Below are 20152 nucleotides of genomic sequence, written 5' to 3' on the forward strand. Positions count from 1 at the left end.
GGCAGGATTTTTGTGTCTGCTTACAGGTTGTGAAATTAAGACACAAAATCCCAACGTCAAATTAACAAACAAAGTCGGCACGCCCTGGCATTAACGTTGGGTCATCCGTGTGCTCACTTACAGAGCTTTACACAGCACGCTTTCTGCAGCAGGTTTTTTAAAGTGATGCCTCAATGCATTGATATAAAAGCTTTTTATCCGTTACGCCGCAAGCGATGGTCAGACAGGGGGGAAACAGAGGGGGATTTTCTTCATAAAACTGTCACACGTCGCCGTAATACTGCGCAGCCATCAATGTTACAAACAGACATTGTTTGACATGGGTTGAAACCTGGCTTGTCTGTCAGGGGCTTGCCGCAATGATAGGGAGAGTTTTATGTCACGCAAACCACGTCTTTACCGTACCGCTGCCGCGTTTTCTCTGGGTAAACTCAGTCTGCTTATGCTGGCAATGGGCGGTATGACCGCCAGCTCCGCCGTGCTGGCGGCAGAAGTGAAAGCCAAAAATGTGATTATCATGATTAATGACGGGGCAGGCTGGGGCACCTGGGATGCAACAGCCTACTGGCAGTATGGCAGCCGTGAAAGTACGCCGTATGCCGCGTTTCCGGCAAAATATGCCATGACAACCTATCCCCTGAATGCCTCAAAAAAAGCCACGCACAATAATGCCTCTCTGGTTAATTACGATCCGCAGAAAGCCTGGGATACAACCCGAACAGATAATAAGGATCTGCCGTTCAGGGGTTACGACTATCTGGCGGTGAATCCAACGGACAGCGCCGCCGCCGGCACAGCGCTGGCGTCAGGAATTAAAACCTATAACAATGCCATCAACGTCGATAACAACGGACAACCGGTTGATTTTGTCACACTAACGGCGAAAGCCATGGGCAAAGCGACAGGCGTCGTCACCAGCGTGCCATTCTCTCACGCCACGCCCGCCGCCTTTGGCGCACAAAACGCGTCGCGTAACGATTATCACGCGATTGCGAAACAAATGCTGACGTCAGGGAAACTGGATCTGATTATGGGAACCGGTTTGCCGGGCTTTAACGCCAACGGCACCGACTGTCAGCATCTGGCTTCAAACGAAACCACCGTGGGGTGCGGAGAAGATGCGCACCGTTACCTGTCTGAAGCTGACTGGACATTGCTCAATGCTGGCAAGCTGGCCCCTGCGGGTGGTCAGCCGTGGAAAGTGGTGCGCAGTACTGAGGCGTTTGCCCGCCTCGCCAGTGGCGCGCTGGTTCATAGCGGCCCGTTACTGGGATCGCCGAACGTTGCCCCCAACGGCACGTTGCAGCAGGGCCGTCAGGCCGCCATTGTTGGTAAAGATGCGGCGAATCCGTCCGGGGATGCGTTTATTGCCACGGTACCGACCCTGAATACGATGACCCGGGGAGCCATTCAGCACCTGAGTAAAAACCCCGACGGCTTTTTTATGATGGTCGAAGGCGGTGCGACTGACTGGTCCGCGCATACCAGCAATGCCTGTAGCGAAAAAGGCGACTGGGGGAATTCCTACAACCCTAACTGCGTCGGCGTGGAATATGGTCGCCTGATTGAAGAAAGTGCAGACTTCAACAACGCTGTGGCCTCCGTGATTGAATGGGTAGAGAAAAACAGTAACTGGAACGAGACGCTATTGATCGTGACGACCGATCACGACAACGGCATGCCAATGGGACCCGATGCGCAGAACATCCCTTTCCAGGCCGTCATTAATAAAGGGAAAGGCATGATGCCCGGCATCTCATTCCGTCCAACCGGCAACCATTCCAACGCGCTTGTGCCGCTGTGGGCAAAAGGCGTTGGGGCCGATGCCTTTGCGGAGCGCGTGCGTGGCATCGATGCGGGCTATGCTAAGCATGTAGGCTACAACCAGGGCGACTATATTGATAACACCGACGTTTTTACCGTTGTGAAGGCGGTGCTTGAAGGCAGGGCGGTCGAAAAAGTGACGCCTGACCAAGTAAGTAAATCATGATGTGACGTTGTCACCATGAGCGGGATTTTCTGTCCCGTGGTTTTAACCTCTTGCCCGTTGCCGGTCGGCCTGTGCTGATCGGCAGCGCGGTTTTATGCCAGAACTGACCGCCACCTTTCACACTCAACAAATTTTTTTTAACGAGCCAGCAATATTTTGCGGGCTCATTCGTCTACCTCATCATGTTAATCACTGCTGAGGTCATACAACTATGAGAAATGTCGATAATCACCCGTTTCACCCTTCTCGCGGCATGGGCAGGCACCGCCTGCCAAAGGCGTTCATTGTCGGGGGCGTGTTAATTGTCGTGCTGTGTCTGCTGGTCATGACACTATGGAATGCCATACTGCCTGCCATTACAGGCGTTAAAACAATTGGTTTCTGGCAGGCCGCCGGACTGCTGCTGCTGTGCCGGATTCTGTTTGGCGGCCTGGGCATCAGACCGGGGATGTTTGGCAAGGCGCGGCGGCGCATGCATGAGCGCTGGATGCAGATGACACCGGAAGAACGGGATGAATTTATGAAGCAACGGCGTGAAGGGTTCGGCCATCGTGCTCACCACCGTCGGGACAGATGCCGGGAAGAGCAGCCACCGTCTGCGGACACTCACTCTGACACCCGGACAGAGTAATGACGATGAAGGCCAGCGTATTACAAGCCGCATCACTGGTAAAAGCGCTTGAACGCTGCAAAACAAAACTCCACGCTTTTATCCGGGGTCGCATCGCCGTTCGCGATGAGGCTGAGGATATTTTGCAGGAAGTGACCTGTCAGCTGATCGGGGTAGAACAACCTGTAGAGAATATCTCGGCGTGGTTGTTTCGGGCGGCGCGTAATGAAATGACCGACCGGGCGCGTAAGAAACGAGAACTGCCGCTTTTTTCTTATGAGCAGGATGAGGAGGAGGAGGCGGTAGACGTCGAACTGGCGGAAACCCTGTTTGGCACGCCGCAAACGCCCGAAGACGATTATCTCAGGGGGCTGCTTTGGGAAGCCCTGGAAGCGGCACTGTCTGAACTGCCGCCAGCGCAGTTTGAGGTGTTCGATAAAACAGAACTGCAGGGCATAAGTTACAAAGCACTGTCTCACGCCACCGGCGTAAGCGTTCAGACTCTGTTGTCGCGCAAGCACAAAGCCGTGCTGTATCTGCGTATGCGCCTGCGTGCCGTTTATGACGATCTGACAGACGACAACTAAAAAAGGCGGCCAGTGGCCGCCAACACGAACACAGCAGTTGCAAATGATGAAGCTGTCAGCCTTTAACGCCACCGGCGGTCAGGCCATTAACCAGCCAGCGTTGCGCCAGCAAAAACACCAGGGTAATCGGAATGGCAGAGAGCACGGCAGCGGCAGCAAAATCCCCCCACAGATAATTTTGCGGATTGAGGTACTGCTGCATCCCGACTGCCAGCGTATAGCTGTTCACGTCGCGCAGCAGTAAAGACGCTACCGGCACTTCCGTCACGGCGGCAATAAAAGCCAGAATAAACACGACGGCTAAAATGGGCACGGACAGCGGCAGCAGCACCAGACGAAATGCCTGCCACGGCGTGGCACCGTCAAGGGCAGCGGCCTCCTCCAGCGATCGGTCAATCGTTTCGAAATAGCCCTTAATCGTCCAGACATGCAGCGCAATACCGCCCAGATAGGCGAAAATCACACCGCCGTGAGTATTCAGGCCGATAAACGGCACGTATTGTCCGATGCGATCAAACAGGGCATAGAGCGCCACCAGGGACAGTACCGCCGGGAACATCTGAAAAATCAGCATGCCTTTCAACAGGCTGGCGCGGCCTTTAAAGCGCATACGGGCAAAGGCATAGGCGCAGGTGGTCGACAGCGCCACAATGCCCAGTGCGCTGATCGCGGCAATTTTCACGGAGTTCCAGAGCCACAACAGCACCGGAAAGGGCGGCGGCGTAACGGAACCGTCGGCGTGCTGGACGCTGAACCCCAGCGCCAGCCGCCAGTGCTCCCAGGAGATCTGATCGGGGATCAGGCTGCCGGTGGCAAAGTTACCGGCGCGCAGCGAGATGGCCACGACCATCAGCAGCGGAAAGACGATTGCCGCGATAAACGTCAGCAGCAGCAGATGCGTCAGAAGCAGACGCAACCGTTGCGATTTGGGTTGCACCATAGCCATAACGTCTCCTTAATCAAATTTCATTCGCACAGCTTTCAGATTCAGCACCGCCAGAGCGCCAACCAACAGGAAAATCAGCGTCGCAATCGCGGCCGCCAGACCAAAATCCTGCCCGCCGCCGCCTTCAAACGCGATGCGCCATGTGTAGTTCACCAGCAGGTCGGTGTAACCGGCCGGTGTGGTCGTGCCGAGTCGGTCAGGTGCGCCATTGGTCAGCAACTGAACCAGTACAAAGTTATTAAAGTTAAAGGCAAAACTGGCAATCATCAGCGGCGTTAACGGCTTCAGCAGCAGCGGCACCGTAATTAAAAAGAAATTTTGCAGCGGGCCCGCACCGTCCATCGCAGAGGCTTCATACAAATCCTCTGGGATCGCTTTCAGCAGTCCCATGCACAGGATCATCATGTAGGGGTAACCCAGCCAGGTATTCACAATGATCAACATCGTGCGGGCCAGCGTGGGATCGCTAAACCATGCCGGTTTGATCCCAAACAGCGTACTGAGCAGCACATTGATTTCGCCGAAGCTCTGATTAAACAGCCCTTTGAAAATCAGGATGGAGATAAACGCGGGCACGGCATATGGCAGAATCAGCAGGACGCGATAAATCGCTTTGCCTTTCAGCGCCTCCCATTGCACCAGACAGGCCAGCACCATGCCGACAGCGACCGTCAACACCACCGTCAGTAAGGAAAAGATCATCGTCCAGCCGAAAATCGCCAGGAAGGGCTTTTGAATCCCCTCATCGGTAAACACCCGCACAAAGTTTTTCCAGCCCGCGCTTACGGTGAAGCCGGGACTTAACTGTTCATTTCCCCATTGCCCCTGCGCAGTGATCGCCTGGTAGAACCCCGTTTCCGGGTTTGCCCGATAGCGAAGGCCGCTTTGCTGATTTTTCAGCGTGTCACGATCCACCACCTGATACAGCGGACGTGTGCCGGAAAACTGACGCAGCGAACTCATCACCAGTTCACGACCATCCGGCATTTCAGCGCGGATCTTCCCCAGGGCCTGGCGATGCGTCGTAATGACACGGAGCGACGCGCGCGTTTCTTCTGGAATCGGCCCACTGACCATCTTCAGGTTTCCGACCGCCGCAAAGGAAAAGGGCGAGGAAATCCAAGACTGATTATCTGCGCTGTTCGTCAGGACCAGCTGCCAGCGATCGTTTATCGCAAACAGCGAAAAATTCAGACCTGCGCCGTCCTGATAGTGTCGGCTGAGTAAGACCTGCTCCGCCCGTTCCTGACTCAGCTGATGGGTGCTGCTGTAGTTGGTGAAAGCAATGCCCACCGTGCAGGCCAGGGGAAACAACACAAACAGTGTCATTCCGGCCAGGCCCGGATAAACATAGCGCCAGGCGTAAGCCCGGCGCTGGCTGTAAATCCCGATCCCCAGTCCGCTGATCACCAGCGTGAGCAGGGCGAACAGGTATTCCCCCTGGGCGTACATCAGCACTAACAGGTAGCCGACCAGCAGGCAGCACATGCCCACCACCAGACCTTTCAACAACGCACGATGCCGTCCCGCTTGCGGTTTTTCTGACATGACCCGATTTCCTCAACGGCAAGAGGCGGACCCGTTTTACCGGCCCGCTTTATAAGGTTTATTTATTCAGACGTGACTGCGCATCCTTCAGCGCGGCATCGACGGTTTGCCGACCGCTGAGGGCGTTAAGCGTGGCGGTGCGCATGGCGTACCAGAAGGCCGCCATCTGCGGAATATTGGGCATAATCTCGCCGTTTTGCGCATTGTTCATGGTAGCGGCGATACGGGTGTCTTTTTCCAGTTTTTGCTGGAAAGACTTCAGCGCCACCGCGCCCAGGGGTTTGTCTTTGTTGACGGTTTCCAGACCCGCATCCGTCAGCAGGTAGTTTTCCAGAAATTCTTTTGCCAGCTCTTTATTGGGGCTGGCCGCATTGATGCCGGCGCTCAGCACGCCAACGAAAGGTTTAGACGGTTTACCGTTTAACGTCGGCAATGCCGCAACGCCGTAGTGAATACCGCTTTTATCAATATTGCTCCAGGCCCAGGGGCCGTTAATCGTCATGGCCGTCTGGCCTTTATTAAAGGCGGCTTCAGCAATGGAATAGTCGGTATCCGCATTCAGGACCTTTGCCTTGACCTGATCGACCAGAAACTGCAAACCGGCTTTCGCCCCGGCACTGTCGACGCCCGTGTTGTTGACATCGTAATGGCCCGCGTTTCCTTGATAGGCATAAGCGCCACCGGAGGCCAGCAGAGGCCAGGTGAAATAGGGTTCCTGCAGATTAAACATGATGGCGCTTTTGCCTTTTGCGCGCAGTTGCTTATCCAGCGCGGCCATCTCTTCCCATGTTTTCGGCGGCGTTGGCAACAGATCTTTGTTATAAATCAGCGACAGTGATTCCACCGAGACCGGATAGCCGATCAATTTGCCATTGTAGCGAACCGCATCCCAGGTGAAGGGGAAGATCGTTTGCTGAAAGGTCGCGTCCGGCGTGACTTCGGCTAATAAACCCGACTGGGCATAGCCGCCAAAGCGATCGTGCGCCCAGAAAATAATATCCGGGCCATCACCCGTTGCGGCAACCTGGGGGAATTTTTCTTCCATCTTATCCGGATGTTCGACGGTGACGTGGATACCGGTTTCCTGCTCAAACTTTTTCCCCACCTCGGCCAGGCCGTTATAGCCTTTGTCACCGTTGATCCAGATGACCAGTTTGCCTTCTTCAATTTTTGCCATGGCTGAGGCCGAGAACAGCACAGCCGCAAGGGCTGACAGAGCCAAAATCTTTGCGCCGGTTTTCATCTTTAACACTCCATCCTGTTAGCGGAAACACATCTGTTGCCTGCGCCACATTGTGGGTGTTCTGTCGGGCTTCTCATCCTCCTGCGGTCTACGCCTGCGCCAGCCGGGCCGTGATCGCCGTAGCAAAATAAGCGCGTTATCACGGTACAGCTCACACAATGGCCCCCACCAGACTGCGTTATCCATCACAAAAAACGGCGCGATGGCACGCAGTCCGTCAAGGTCGCCATGTTCTCCTCCTCCCGGCTCCTCCCCCAGCAAAAGCGCGTTTGCGGAGGATGTGACGGGGTAAGGCTCTGCGCATAGTAAACGCCAGAATTTTCCGCTGCCGTGCAGGCCGCATTCGTGAGTGAGAGGAAAGCACTATGGCAAGCGTCGTATTACGCAATGTCACCAAAGCCTGGGGCGACACGGTGGTGTCGAAGAACATTAACCTGGAGATGGCTGAAGGGGAGTTCGTGGTCTTTGTCGGGCCGTCGGGGTGCGGCAAATCCACACTCTTACGCATGATCGCCGGGCTGGAAACCATCACCAGTGGAGAATTGTTGATCGGCGATCGGCGAATGAATGATGTCCCACCCGCTGAACGCGGGATCGGGATGGTGTTTCAGTCCTATGCGCTTTATCCCCATCTCTCTGTCGCTGAAAACATGTCTTTCGGCCTGAAGCTTGCGGGCGTGAAGAAAGCGGACATTGAACAGCGCGTGACGCAGGTCGCCGAAGTGCTGCAACTGGCACATCTGCTTGACCGCCGCCCCAAAGCGCTCTCCGGCGGGCAACGTCAACGTGTGGCCATTGGCCGCACTCTGGTGGCAGAGCCGCGCGTCTTTTTGCTGGATGAACCGCTCTCTAATCTGGATGCCGCGCTGCGGGTGCAGATGCGCATCGAGATCGCCCGTCTGCATAAGCGCCTCGGACGCACGATGATTTATGTCACCCACGATCAAATCGAAGCGATGACGCTGGCCGATAAGATCGTCGTGCTGGACGCCGGACGCGTCGCACAGGTTGGCCGACCGCTGGAGCTGTATCACTATCCGGCCAACCGCTTTGTCGCAGGGTTTATCGGCTCGCCCAAAATGAACTTTCTGCCCGTCAAGGTCACGGCGACCGCCATTGAGCAGGTGCAGGTGCGCCTGCCCAATAACCAATTTGTATGGCTGCCGGTCGACAGCACCGGTGTGCAGGTCGGCAGCAACATGTCTCTGGGCATCCGTCCCGAACACCTTCTCTCCAGCGAGATCGCCGACGTTACGCTGGAAGGTGAAGTCCAGGTTGTCGAGCAACTGGGACATGAAACGCAGATCCACATCCAAATCCCCGCCATCCGTCAAAACCTGGTGTACCGCCAGGAGGACGTGGTGTTGGTAAAAGAGGGCACCACGATGGGTATTGGCTTGCCGCCCGAGCGTTGTCACCTGTTCCGCGAGGACGGAAGCGCGTGCCGCAGGCTGCATCAGGAACCCGGTGTTGAGCCCGCCAAATACAAAAAGCAATAACCTCAGGAGATCGAAAATGTTAACTCTGCGCAAGCTTTCCCTCGCCGTGGCCGTGGCGACAGGCACGCTGTCTGCGCCGCTTATGGCGGTGGATTTTTCCGGTTATGCGCGCTCCGGCATCGGCTGGACCGGTAGCGGCGGCGAGCAGCAATGCTTTCAGGCAACCGGTGCACAAAGTAAATACCGCCTCGGCAACGAATGCGAAACCTACGCGGAACTGAAGCTGGGTCAGGAAGTGTGGAAAGAGGGCGATAAGAGCTTCTATTTTGACACCAACGTGGCGTACTCGGTTTCTCAGCAAAATGACTGGGAATCCACCTCACCGGCGTTTCGTGAGGCCAATGTCAAAGGCAAGAACCTGATTGATGCGCTGCCGGGTTCTACGATCTGGGCCGGTAAGCGTTTTTATCAACGCCACGATGTACACATGATCGACTTCTACTACTGGGATATTTCGGGGCCGGGGGCGGGCCTGGAAGATGTCGATCTGGGATTTGGAAAGCTTTCTTTTGCGGCAACCCGTTCCTCAGAAGCGGGCGGTTCGTATACCTTCTCCAGCGATCGAATCCGCAATTACGCCACCAGCACAGCTGACGATGTCTTTGACGTGCGGCTGGCCGGACTGGAAACCAACCCCAATGGCGTGCTTGAACTGGGCGTGGACTATGGTCGTGCCAATGCCCGTGACGGTTATCGCCTGGACGAGGGCGCCTCAAAAGATGGCTGGCTGTTCACCGCAGAACATACCCAGAGCATGCTGAAGGGCTACAACAAGTTTGTGCTCCAGTACGCCACGGACGCGCTGACGTCACAGGGCAAAGGGTTAGCGCAGGGCAGCAATATCAATAACAACGGCCGGCTGTACCGGATCCTGGATCACGGCGCGATCTCGCTGGCAGAGCGCTGGGACATGATGTACGTCGCGATGTACCAGAACACCGACCTCGATAACAACCGGGGCAACGAGTGGTACACCGTGGGCGTGCGGCCAATGTACAAATGGACACCGATCATGAGCACCCTGCTGGAAGTCGGCTATGACAACGTGAAGTCTCAGGAGGTCGGCGAGCGCAATGGCCAGTACAAAATCACGCTTGCCCAGCAATGGCAGGCAGGTGACAGCATCTGGTCGCGCCCGGCGCTGCGTCTGTTTGCGACCTATGCCAAATGGGACGAGAAGTGGGGCTACAGCAAAGATGCGGCGGGCGATCTCACTACGCTGGCCGCACGTGACAGCAGTGGCAACGGCCTGTTCACCAACAGTCGTGGCAACAATGACGAGTGGACCTTTGGCGCCCAGATGGAAATCTGGTGGTAAGGCGATCCCCGGTTAACGTTCTCTAACCGCATTCTTTTTTTCTGGTAGCGGCTGCTATTGCCTGGCGGTGCCGCTGCCGGTTATGCGAGGTTCACAATGAAAATGCATAAAGTCGGATTAGCGCTGAGCCTGAGCGCAATGCTGCTGGCAGGGCACAGCGCTACAGTCCGCGCCGAAATCAATCTGATGCCGCAGGATGTCTCTGCCGCACCACACTTTTCACAAACCAGTCTGCAAAGCCTGACCTGGCAGCCGCTGGATACTTCACGCGCTCAGGTGACAGTGCTTGATGGCAGCCATTCACGATGGAATGTCCCGGGGATGACGGGCCCGGTCGCGGCTTACAGCCTGCCTGCGACGCTGGGAGAACTGACCATTACCCTGAGCAGCGAGGTGCAGAATAACCAGGTATTTGCCCCCAATGTGCTTGTCCTGGATGAACATCTCCGTCCGGCCGCCTGGTTTCCGAGCCGCTGGTTTACCTATCAGCAACCCGGCGTAATGGCCGCTGACCGGCTTGAAGGCGTAATGAAACTGACGCCCGTGCCGGGGCAGCAGAAAATCTATCTGTTAGTGTTCACCACAGAAAAGGATCTGACACAAACCACTACGCTGTTGGATCCGGCAAAAGCCTATGCCAGGGGAACCGGCCACGCGGTGCCGGATATTCCCGATCCCGTTGCCCGCCATAGCCTCTCGGGCAGGCTAAAAATCAACGTCAGCACCAGTTCCGCCTCCTCGATACTGGTCGGGCCGCTGTTTGGCGCTTCCCGTTCAACGCCCGTGACGGTCGGACAAACACAACCTGCCGTGCAGGCCGCGCAACCCACTGCTGCGCCTGACACAAAATCGCAGCCCCTTGTCACCGATACCGAAAGCTATTTTAACCAGAGCATCAGGCAGGCAGTGGCCCAGGGCAATATTGATAAAGCGCTTAAACTGCTCGACGAAGCAGAGCGGCTCGGTTCACCTTCCGCACGAAAAACATTTATCAGCAGTGTTAAAGGCAAGGAGTAATCACTCCACAGTGCTGATTTGCTCCACCTGGTGCGCTGAGGCGCACCTTTTTTTGTCAGTCAGAGAAGTAAATACGAATGTCGGCCGGAAAATTGAACGACTATTCGAAATGATGACATGTTAAGCCATGCTGAAATACTCTCGATGGGTTGTCTTTTTCTGAGGCGGGCCTGCAACTTTCACAATAACTTTGAAGACTTTGAGGATTATTTATCGTTTCACGCGCGGGTGTGGTTCCAAAGTGATTAGCCGTCTGAAAGTAAATATGCTGCCTTCCGTGTGTCACAGAGCATTTCGGGCAACTTTTATATTCAACGTTGTTTTTGACTTTGGGAAGCCCCCTGTTTAAAGCAAGACCGCAACACGCACAGCAACCGATCATCGCACCCTCTCAATATATTAATAAATCTGATTAATATCTTTGCCAGTGTGCAAGTTTCGGTCCAAAGGTAAATTGAACCCGGCCACAGAAATGACATATGAAGCGTAGCCAACACCCAAATTCATTTAACAGTCCATATCGGCATTGTATTTTGGTTGATATGGACCGCATTATTTTCTTATCCGCGCTTCTGCGTCATGGTCGCCAGCAGCCCGTTAATCCGCGCATCGGCAAACATCGCCTCCAGCGGCAGGCTGAGCTTACGTCGCCAGTTCGGATAGGTCTCCACCGTGCCGGGTACATTGACCGGAGAAGCCATATCCAGCCAGTCTTCGGGCTGCAAGCCCAGCAGGGCGCTGTTGCAGTCAGCCAGATAGTAATGAAGCGCGGTATTCAACACCAGACTCATGCGCGGGCTGTTGGCCTGCACCAGTGCGCCGTTCTTCAGATAACCCTGGCGCTGCAGGCTCTGCAACAGCGCCGCGCGGGCTGTCCTGCGCTGGCGATGGAGCCCGGCCAGCACCGCGTTGTCAGGATAGAGTCCCAACTGGCTGCCGAGCGTCAGATCGTCGTGTTGCCACCAGCCGCGCAGCGTTGGCATATCATGGGTGGTGGCTACCGCCATGGCCTGCGCAGGCCATGCGGCAGGCGGACGAAAGGCGCGTTCAGCGGTTCGTTCAAAGTAGAGCACTTTGTAGGAGTAAACGCCGGCATCACGCAGTTTCGCCACGATGGTATCCGGTACTGTACCCAGATCTTCTCCGATCACCATGCAGCGGTGACGCTGGCTTTCCAGCGCCAGAATGGCCAGCAAATCGTCGACAGGATAGGTCACATAGGCACCTTCCGCTGCCGTTTCACCCGCCGGAATCCACCACAGACGCAGTAACGCCATCACATGGTCAATACGTAGTGCGCCACAGTCACGCATATTCGCACGCAGCAGGGTTATCCAGGGTTCGTATGCCCGGTCATACAATTCCCCGGGATGCAGCGGCGGTAATCCCCAGTTCTGGCCAAGCGGTCCGAGAATATCCGGCGGCGCGCCCACGCTGGCCGCCAGGCAATACAAGGCACGCTGGCTCCAGGTTTCAGCCCCATTAGCGGCCACGCCGACGGCGAGATCCCGATAAAGCCCCAGCGTCATCTGTAGCCGCTGGCTGTCCTGCCAGCAGGCCGCAAACTGTCGGGCGGCAAGCCATTGTAACCACTGATAAAAACGGATCTCATCGCCGTGTTCGATGCGAAAGGCGTGCACGGCGGCGCTGTCCGGCTGTTGATACGCAGCGGGCCAGGTATCCCAGCCGTGACAGGTTGGATCCTGACCCACAAACCAGGCCTGTAAGGCATCGAAAATGCCCTGATGCAGCAGGCTTTCACCACCCTGAAGGACAAACGCCTCGAATACGACAACCTCACTGTCCTCGTTATCACGCTGCAAAAACTGCGCCCATGCAAACCGCAGTGCGGTGAGCTTGAGCGACGCGACAGCGGGATAATCCACCCATTGTGCCGCGCGGGCGCGCTGGAGAACGTCCTGCGTTTCTGCCGCGAGCCACCAGGCCTGTGCGGCGGCGCTCAGCGTAAAATCAGCCACATCGGGCACGCTAATATACAACACATTCAGCCAGCGCCGGGAAGAGGGACTGTAAGGACTGGCCTGATCGGGCAGCGCGGGGAACAGCGCATGTAACGGATTCAGACCGATAAAGGCGCCGCCTCGCTGACCGGTCTCGTTCACCAGTTGCCGCAGATCGGCAAAATCGCCCATGCCCCAGTTGCCCGCTGAGCGCAACGAATAGAGCTGCACACAGGTTCCCCAGCGCCTGCGCCCCTTAAGCAACGCCTCCGGCGCATAGCAACGTGACGGCGTCACAATTATCTGGCAGATAACCCGTTGCATGCCTTGCGTCAGGCGCAATTGATGGTAGCCATCAGGCAGTTCCGGTAAGCACAACGGTTTATCCGGCTCACATTGCCCCGACCAGTGCTGCCCGTATTCGCTTGTTAACTGCCAGCGCATGGGACCGGTCAGCACAGGCGTTAACACTATCGGTTTACCCTGCGGGATAACCCATACGGGGGGCAATGGTGTGGATGGGGCCGACTCGCGCGCCATCGCCGTCAGCAAACGCTGACGCGTGAGGGCAGAAACCGTCTGCACCGTTCCATGCGCATCCACATATTCCGTTGCTATGCGGCCCGTCTCCTGAGGAGGGTGAAAAGGCGTCATTGTAATTATCCTTTACGCTGCCAGATGCGCTGCTGGTAATGGCGAATCGCACGGTCCGCGCTGAACATTCCGCAGCGCGCGGTATTCAGGATGGCTGCGCGCGTCCACGCCTGCTTATCGGCCCATAAGGCTTCGGCACGTTGCTGAGCATTCAGATAGTGACGGAAGTCAGCCAGCACCCGCCAGGGATCGCCGTTCTCAGGACCGAGACTGTTTAACAGCAGGTCAAACGCGTGCGTATCGCCCGCGCTAAAGGTGCCGTTTTCCAGCGCCTGTAAGGCCTGGTCGAGTTGGACGTCGTTGGTGCGCCACAGAACAGGATCGTAATGCCCGGCCTTCAGCGCCTGCACCTGCTCCACGGTGTGGCCAAAGATAAAGATATTGTCTTCACCGACCTGTTCGGCAATTTCGACGTTGGCACCATCGAGCGTACCTATCGTAAGCGCGCCGTTCAGGGCCAGCTTCATATTGCCGGTGCCGGACGCTTCTTTGCCCGCCGTTGATATCTGCTCTGACAGGTCCGCGGCAGGGATCAGTCGTTCAGCAACAGAAACGTTATAGTCCGGAATAAACACCACTTTCAGGCGATCGGCCACGCGCGGGTCGTGATTTATGACCTCAGCAACCTGATTAATGGCGTAAATGATGTTTTTGGCCAGCGCATAACCGGGTGCCGCTTTGGCCCCGAAGATCACCACGCGCGGACACAGGTTCGCCTGTGGATCGCGACACAGCATCTGCCAGAGGGCAATGATATGCAACAGCGTCAGATGCTGCCGTTTGTATTCATGCAGTCGCTTGATTTGCACATCGAACATCGCCGCGGGATTAACGACAATGTCGGTCCGCTCAGCAATCCACGCGGCCAAATCCTGCTTGTTTTGCTGCTTGATCTGCTGATAGTCGGCACAAAAACCGGCGTCATCCACCCAGTTTTCCAGAGAGGCGAGCGCGTCCAGATCGTTGATCCACGGCCGCTTCAGCGTGTGGCTTATCAGGCGGGCAAGGCGGGGATTACACTGGTTGATCCAGCGGCGTGGCGTAATGCCGTTAGTGACGTTATGAAACTTATCAGGCCATAGTGCGACGTATTCCGGGAACAGCTCCTCTTTGACGAGTCGGGAGTGCAGCGCGGCGACGCCGTTTACGGCAAAGCAACTCATTACACACAGGTTAGCCATGCGGAGTTGCTTATGATGTACGATAGCCAGTCGGGCCCAGACCGCGTCATCGCCCGGCCAGCGTGCATCCACTTCTGCCTTTAGCTGGGCATTGAGGCGGTGGATGATCAGCATATGGCGCGGCAGCAGGGCGCGGACGATGCCGGTATCCCAGCACTCCAGCGCTTCAGGCAACAAAGTATGGTTGGTATAGGCAAATGTGCGCTGGGTGAGGGTCCAGGCGCTGTCCCAGCTGAATTGGTACTCATCGATCAGCAGCCGCATCAGTTCGGGGATCGCCAGCGTGGGATGCGTGTCGTTTAGCTGAATCACTTCGTAATCGGCCAGGCTGTCGAGCGAACGGCCCGCCTGCAGGTGGCGGCGAAGGATATCAGCCAGCGAACAGGCGCACTGAAAATACTGCTGCATCAGGCGGAGTTTTTTGCCGGCCTGATGATGGTCGTTAGGGTAAAGGACTTTCGTCAGCTTCGCCGCATCCATGCCCTGTTTTTCAGCCCGCATAAACGCCCCGTTGTTGAAGGTTTGCAGGTCAAATGGCTGCGCATGTGTGGCCTGCCACAGCCGCAACGGCTGCGTCACCCCGTTTTCAAAGCCCACAACCGGCAGATCCCAGGCTTCGCCCTTGAGGTAAAACGCGGGCTGCCAGCGGATTGTGCCGTTTTCGTTGCTGACTCTGCCGCCTAAGCCCACCTGGACATCCCGCCGGGCATTGTACGTAAACCAGGGATAACGCTCGCGCTGCCAGTCGTCGGGTTGTTCATCCTGCGCGCCGTCGACAAAACGCTGACGAAACAGACCGTACTGGTAATTCAGGCCATAGCCGGTAGCGGGCTGACCGACAGTGGCCATCGCGTCCAGAAAGCAGGCTGCCAGACGCCCTAAGCCGCCATTACCCAGCGCCGGATCGCGCTCGTTTTCCAGTACGTCACTGAGTGACACATCCCATTGCGATAAGGCGGCAGCGACAGCGTTATACCAGCCCAGGTTGAGGAGGTTATTGCCGGTCAGTCGTCCGGTCAGAAACTCCATCGACAGATAATTGACATGGCGTTGATCGCCGGAAGCGGGCCGGGCAGGGAGCGCGCGCAGCATTTCAGCCAGCGCACCACTCAGTGCGTGCCACCACTGATGCGGCGTCATCTCGTGTGCCTCTTGCAGGCCAAACTGTTGCCACTGGCGCGCCAGCGCAGCGTTAAAAAGCGATTGATCAAAGGGATGCTGTGTCATAGCCGAAAATCCTGTTTTAAGGAGAAAAGGGAATAACCCACAGTGTGCTTTTGCGTTCCGGCGCGCGCCTCCTCCCGGCAGAATTTCGCGCAGGCGGAGCCGCAGGGTGGAGAGCCTGAGGGAAGTCCGAAAGTTTTACTTAAGTGTGATTAGATTCGCTTTTGTGAAGATTCACTTAAGCGTCTGCTTGCTTTATCCGAAGGGATAGCTGAACGTGTGAAGAATAATTACGAAGCGTAAAAAAATGATGCGCCGAAGCAAATGGAGAAGCGTGCGTCTATGTTAATTCCCTCAAAACTCAGCCGTCCTGTCCGGCATGAAACCACGGTGAAACGCGAGCGACTGATACGAAAATTATCCGCCGCCGGTAACTATCGCCTGGTGCTGGTGACCAGCCCCGCTGGCTACGGTAAAACCACCTTGATCTCCCACTGGGCAGCCGATAAAGCCGAGCTGGGCTGGTATTCCCTGGATGAAAGCGACAACCAGACGGAGCGCTTTGCGGATTATCTGGTAGCGGCCCTGCAGCAGGCCACGCAGGGATGCTGCCGTCGTAGTGAAGTGCTGGCGCAGAAGCGGCAGTACGTCAACCTTAACGCACTCTTTACCCAACTCTTTAACGATTTGCAGGAATGGCATAAGCCGCTGTGGCTGATCATTGATGATTACCATCACATCATCAATCCGGCGATTCATGATGCCATGCGCTTCTTTCTACGCCATCAACCTGAAAACGTCACCCTGATCGTGCTCTCGCGTAATCTGCCGCAGTTAGGCATTGCCAATCTGCGCGTGCGCGAACAGCTGCTGGAACTCAGCAGCCAGCAACTGGCCTTTACCCATCAGGAAGCGCAGGCGTTTTTTGCTGCCCGGCTGCCCGCACCGCTGGCGTCCGACGAAACCGGGCGCCTGTGCGATGACGTCGCAGGCTGGGCAACGGCTCTGCAGCTGATCGCCCTGTCGGCCCGGCAGGGCGCAGGCGCGGCGCAGCATTCGGCCCGACGTCTGTCGGGTATTAATGCCAGTCACTTAAACGACTATCTGGTCGAGGAAGTGCTGGATAACGTGACGTTGCCCACCCGCCATTTCCTGTTAAAAAGCGCGCTGCTACGTTCGCTAAATGCGGCGCTGATCGCCGAAGTCACCGGTGAGGAGAACGGCCAACGCTGGCTGGAGGAGATTGAGCGCCAGGGGCTGTTTCTGCAACGCATGGATGATTCCGGTCAGTGGTTCAGCTATCACCCGTTATTTGGCAGCTTCCTGCAACAGCGCTGCCAGTGGGAGCTGGCTGCAGAGCTTCCCGCCCTGCATCGTGCGGCGGCAACCAGCTGGATGGCGCAGGGCTTTCCGGGTGAAGCCATTCATCATGCGCGCGCCTCAGGCGATGCTGAGATGCTGCGGGACGTGCTCATTGAGCACGCATGGTCTCTGTTTAACCAGAGCGAGCTGCCGTTACTGGAATCGTCGTTGAAAGCACTGCCCTGGAGTATGCTGCTGGCGCATCCCAACCTGGTGTTATTGCAGGCCTGGCTGATGCAGAGCCAGCACCGCTTCACAGAGGTGAACAGCCTGTTGGCCCGGTTTGAGCAGGAGAGCCGTTGCGAAATCGATGCGGTCCTGCGCGGCGAGTTTAACGCACTGCTGGCGCAGGTGGCGATCAATGACGGTAATGCGGATGAGGCCGAGCGTCTGGCGATGCTGGCGCTGGACGCACTGCCTGAAAGCCGCCACTACAGCCGGATTGTCGCGACCTCGGTGCACGGCGAAATTCTGCATTGTAAAGGCGAACTCAGTAACTCGCTGGCGCTGATGCGCCAGACGGAGCATATGGCTCGCCGGGAAGATGCCTGGCACTATGTGCTGTGGAGCCTGATTCAGCAAAGCGAGATTCTGTTTGCCCAGGGCTTTCTGCAAACCGCGTATGAAACCCAGGAGCGGGCCTTCGCGCTGGTAAAGGCACAGCATTTGTCTCACTTCCCGTTGCATGAGTTTCTGCTGCGCATCCGCGCCCAACTGTTATGGGCCTGGGGACGGCTGGATGAGGCGGAGCAGGCCGCGCGCGACGGCATGAAAGTCTTACAGGGTTTTCAGCCGCAGCAGCAGATCCAGTGCCTGGGCTTACTGGTGCAGAGCGCCATCGCCCGTGGCAACCTTGATAACGCGCGCACCTTATTAAATCGCCTGGAGAACCTGCTGAACAACGGCCGCTGGCATCATGACTGGCTGGCCAATGCAGATAAAGTGCGGGTGCTGTACTGGCAAATGACCGGCGATTTGCAAAGCGCGCGTGACTGGCTGCGTCAGACGCCAAAACCGGCCAGTGCCAGTAACCATTTTTTACAGGGACAGTGGCGTAACGTGGCGCGGGCGCAGATTCTGCTGGGGCAGTACACTCAGGCCGAGGTGATTCTGGACGAGCTGAATGACAACGCCCGGGCGTTGCAGCTAATGAGCGATCTCAACCGCAATTTGCTGTTGCTGAATCAGATCTACTGGGAAACGGATCAGCGCGCAAAGGCCCAGCAGGCTTTACTCAGTGCGCTCAATCTGGCACGCAGCACCGGCTTTATCAGCCATTTCGTTGTGCAGGGTGAAACTATGGCGCAGCAGCTCCGTCAGCTGTTACAGCTGAATACACTTGATGAGCTGGATCACCATCGGGCGCGGCGCATCCTGAACGAGATCAACAAATATCACCGCCACAAGTTTGCGCATTTTGATGAAGGCTTTGTCAGCCGGTTGCTGAACCATCCGGACGTACCGGAGCTGATCCGCACCAGCCCACTGACGCAACGTGAATGGCAGGTGCTGGGATTAATCTATTCCGGCTACAGCAACGAGCAGATCGCGGCCGAGCTGGATGTGGCCGCCACCACCATCAAAACCCATATCCGCAACCTGTATCAAAAACTTGGCATCACCCATCGGGCGGAAGCGATGACGCAGGCGCAGTCGATGCTGAAAATGATGGGGTACGTGTAAGAAAAGCAACAGGCAGCCGGGTGCTGCCTGGACGTTTTACGCTTTTTTGTTTCGCGTGTCAGGCATCAGTAAGGTCACAAAGCCAAGCAGCGGTAAAAAGCCACAGGCGTTGTATACCGTGGTAATACCGTACCAGTCCGCAAATTTCCCCAGTGCGGCCGCGGCGATACCGCCAATCCCAAACATCGTGCCAAACATGATCCCGGCCACCATGCCCGTGCGGCCCGGCAGCACCTCCTGGGCATAGACGACCAGCGCGGCAAACGCCGATGAAAAAACCAAACCAATGCAAACGTTTAACACCGCAGTCCAGAACAGGTTGGCGTGCGGCATCAGGAGCGAGAAGGGAATGACGCCCAGAAAAGAGATCCAGACCACCGCCTTACGTCCGATACGATCGCCCACCGGGCCGCCAACCAGCGTCCCAATCGCCACCGCGGCCAGAAAGGTAAACAGGTAAATCTGGGCTTCCGGCACCGGTAACTGGAAGCGCTCGACCAGATAAAAAATGTAGTAGTTGCTGATCGAGGCAATATAGGTGAATTTAGCCAGTAACAGCACGCCCACAACGGACAGCGCCAGCTTCACATCGCGCGACGACAGGGCGCGCAGTGACCGCTGGTTGTGCTTTTTCATGTGGGCATGACCGTGCTTCACCGTCCAGCGGCTGATACCTGACAGAATGATGACCGCAAACAGCGCGATCAGCATCAGCCAGCCCACCGCCAGCTGTCCGTGCGGGATGATCAGCATCGCGGCGACCAGCGGCGCAAAAGCGGTACCGACATAGCCGCCGACCTGGAAGGTGGATTGTGCCGTCCCAAATTGCCCGCCCGAAGCCATCCGTGCCACACGCGACGCTTCCGGATGAAACGTGGCTGAACCTACGCCGATAAGCGCCGATGCCATCAACACCACTGAGAAATGCGGCGCGATGGCCAGCAGCCCGATGCCGATGAGTGTCGCAACCATACCAGACGGCAGTAGCCAGGGCTTGGGATGTTTGTCGGTATACAGGCCAATCCACGGCTGCAGCAGCGAGGCGGTCATCTGATAAATCAGCGTGATCAAGCCAATCTGGGCGTAGCTGAGCGCGAAGTTGGTTTTCAGCAGCGGATAAATGGACGGCAGCATGGCCTGGATAAAGTCATTACAGCAGTGGGAAAAGGCCACTGCGCCCAGTATCGACATCACAATTTTCTGACTGTCATCAACGTTGGCGGCCAGTCCGGGCTGACTGGTTTTCACTTCACTTGAGTATTGAGACATGCGCATTTCCGTGTGGGAGGACTTTACGTTTATTGACGTATATTACGCCACGCAGCGAATGCGGTGCTGACAAAAGTGCTATTTTGGGCTGAATAGTAAAATATTTGTTAATGATTTGCG

The 20152-nt window shown here is 56.5% G+C and carries 13 protein-coding genes; 7 read left to right on the forward strand and 6 right to left on the reverse strand.

The features are described from left to right. The first annotated feature begins 376 nt into the window (after window positions 1–376). From RAC90_RS05125 to RAC90_RS05135, 3 genes are all read left to right on the forward strand, one after another. Entirely contained in the window at window positions 377–1990 is a 1614-nt protein-coding gene (locus RAC90_RS05125; protein WP_205950175.1) for an alkaline phosphatase, read from the forward strand. 211 nt (window positions 1991–2201) lie between these two features. Continuing rightward, window positions 2202–2621 carry a hypothetical protein gene (locus tag RAC90_RS05130; protein WP_033741652.1) on the forward strand — a complete coding sequence of 140 codons (420 nt, stop codon included), beginning with the start codon at window positions 2202–2204 and terminating at the stop codon, window positions 2619–2621. 5 nt (window positions 2622–2626) lie between these two features. Continuing rightward, on the forward strand, window positions 2627–3187 hold the full coding sequence (locus RAC90_RS05135; RefSeq protein WP_375124061.1) for an RNA polymerase sigma factor: 561 nt from the start codon (window positions 2627–2629) through the stop codon (window positions 3185–3187). A gap of 55 nt (window positions 3188–3242) precedes the next feature. On the opposite strand, the gene malG is transcribed toward RAC90_RS05135, so the two are convergent. The 3 genes from malG to malE are packed head-to-tail and all read right to left on the reverse strand — an operon-like array spanning window position 3243 to window position 6924. Next, entirely contained in the window at window positions 3243–4133 is an 891-nt protein-coding gene (malG, locus tag RAC90_RS05140; RefSeq protein ID WP_033741654.1) for a maltose ABC transporter permease MalG, read from the reverse strand. Between the two features lie 9 nt (window positions 4134–4142). Continuing rightward, on the reverse strand, window positions 4143–5681 hold the full coding sequence (gene malF / locus RAC90_RS05145; RefSeq protein ID WP_375124047.1) for a maltose ABC transporter permease MalF: 1539 nt from the start codon (window positions 5679–5681) through the stop codon (window positions 4143–4145). 58 nt (window positions 5682–5739) lie between these two features. Beyond that, complete coding sequence (gene malE / locus RAC90_RS05150; RefSeq protein WP_375124048.1) at window positions 5740–6924, reverse strand: maltose/maltodextrin ABC transporter substrate-binding protein MalE; 1185 nt, start codon at window positions 6922–6924, stop codon at window positions 5740–5742. A gap of 365 nt (window positions 6925–7289) precedes the next feature. On the opposite strand from malE, the gene malK reads away from it, so the two are divergent. The 3 genes from malK to malM all read left to right on the forward strand — a co-directional run bounded on the left by malK (window position 7290) and on the right by malM (window position 10758). Beyond that, window positions 7290–8423 (forward strand): maltose/maltodextrin ABC transporter ATP-binding protein MalK, encoded by a 1134-nt coding sequence (malK, locus tag RAC90_RS05155; RefSeq protein WP_039340343.1) that lies wholly within the window; start codon window positions 7290–7292, stop codon window positions 8421–8423. 16 nt (window positions 8424–8439) lie between these two features. After that, the gene (locus tag RAC90_RS05160) at window positions 8440–9741 is read left to right on the forward strand and encodes a maltoporin (protein ID WP_039340341.1); all 1302 of its coding nucleotides are present in this window, start codon (window positions 8440–8442) and stop codon (window positions 9739–9741) included. Between the two features lie 96 nt (window positions 9742–9837). Further along, window positions 9838–10758, forward strand: coding sequence for a maltose operon protein MalM (malM, locus tag RAC90_RS05165; protein WP_039340339.1), 921 nt, complete (start codon window positions 9838–9840; stop codon window positions 10756–10758). A 560-nt stretch (window positions 10759–11318) separates the two neighbouring features. Here malM and malQ read toward each other — a convergent pair. Both malQ and malP read right to left on the reverse strand, forming a co-directional pair. Then, complete coding sequence (gene malQ, locus RAC90_RS05170; RefSeq protein WP_375124049.1) at window positions 11319–13373, reverse strand: 4-alpha-glucanotransferase; 2055 nt, start codon at window positions 13371–13373, stop codon at window positions 11319–11321. Between the two features lie 5 nt (window positions 13374–13378). After that, window positions 13379–15781 (reverse strand): maltodextrin phosphorylase, encoded by a 2403-nt coding sequence (gene malP, locus RAC90_RS05175; RefSeq protein ID WP_185199433.1) that lies wholly within the window; start codon window positions 15779–15781, stop codon window positions 13379–13381. Between the two features lie 279 nt (window positions 15782–16060). Between malP and malT the strand changes: the two genes are divergently transcribed. After that, complete coding sequence (malT, locus tag RAC90_RS05180) at window positions 16061–18763, forward strand: HTH-type transcriptional regulator MalT (protein WP_262959077.1); 2703 nt, start codon at window positions 16061–16063, stop codon at window positions 18761–18763. Window positions 18764–18799: 36 nt separating this feature from the next. Here the strand turns inward: malT and RAC90_RS05185 are convergent, their stop codons facing one another. Further along, window positions 18800–20032: an MFS transporter gene (locus RAC90_RS05185; protein WP_375124050.1), complete on the reverse strand. Its 1233-nt coding sequence runs from the start codon at window positions 20030–20032 to the stop codon at window positions 18800–18802. Window positions 20033–20152: the final 120 nt, after the last annotated feature.

Source organism: Pantoea sp. CS_6, from assembly GCF_041954745.1.
Classification (GTDB): domain Bacteria; phylum Pseudomonadota; class Gammaproteobacteria; order Enterobacterales; family Enterobacteriaceae; genus Pantoea; species Pantoea stewartii.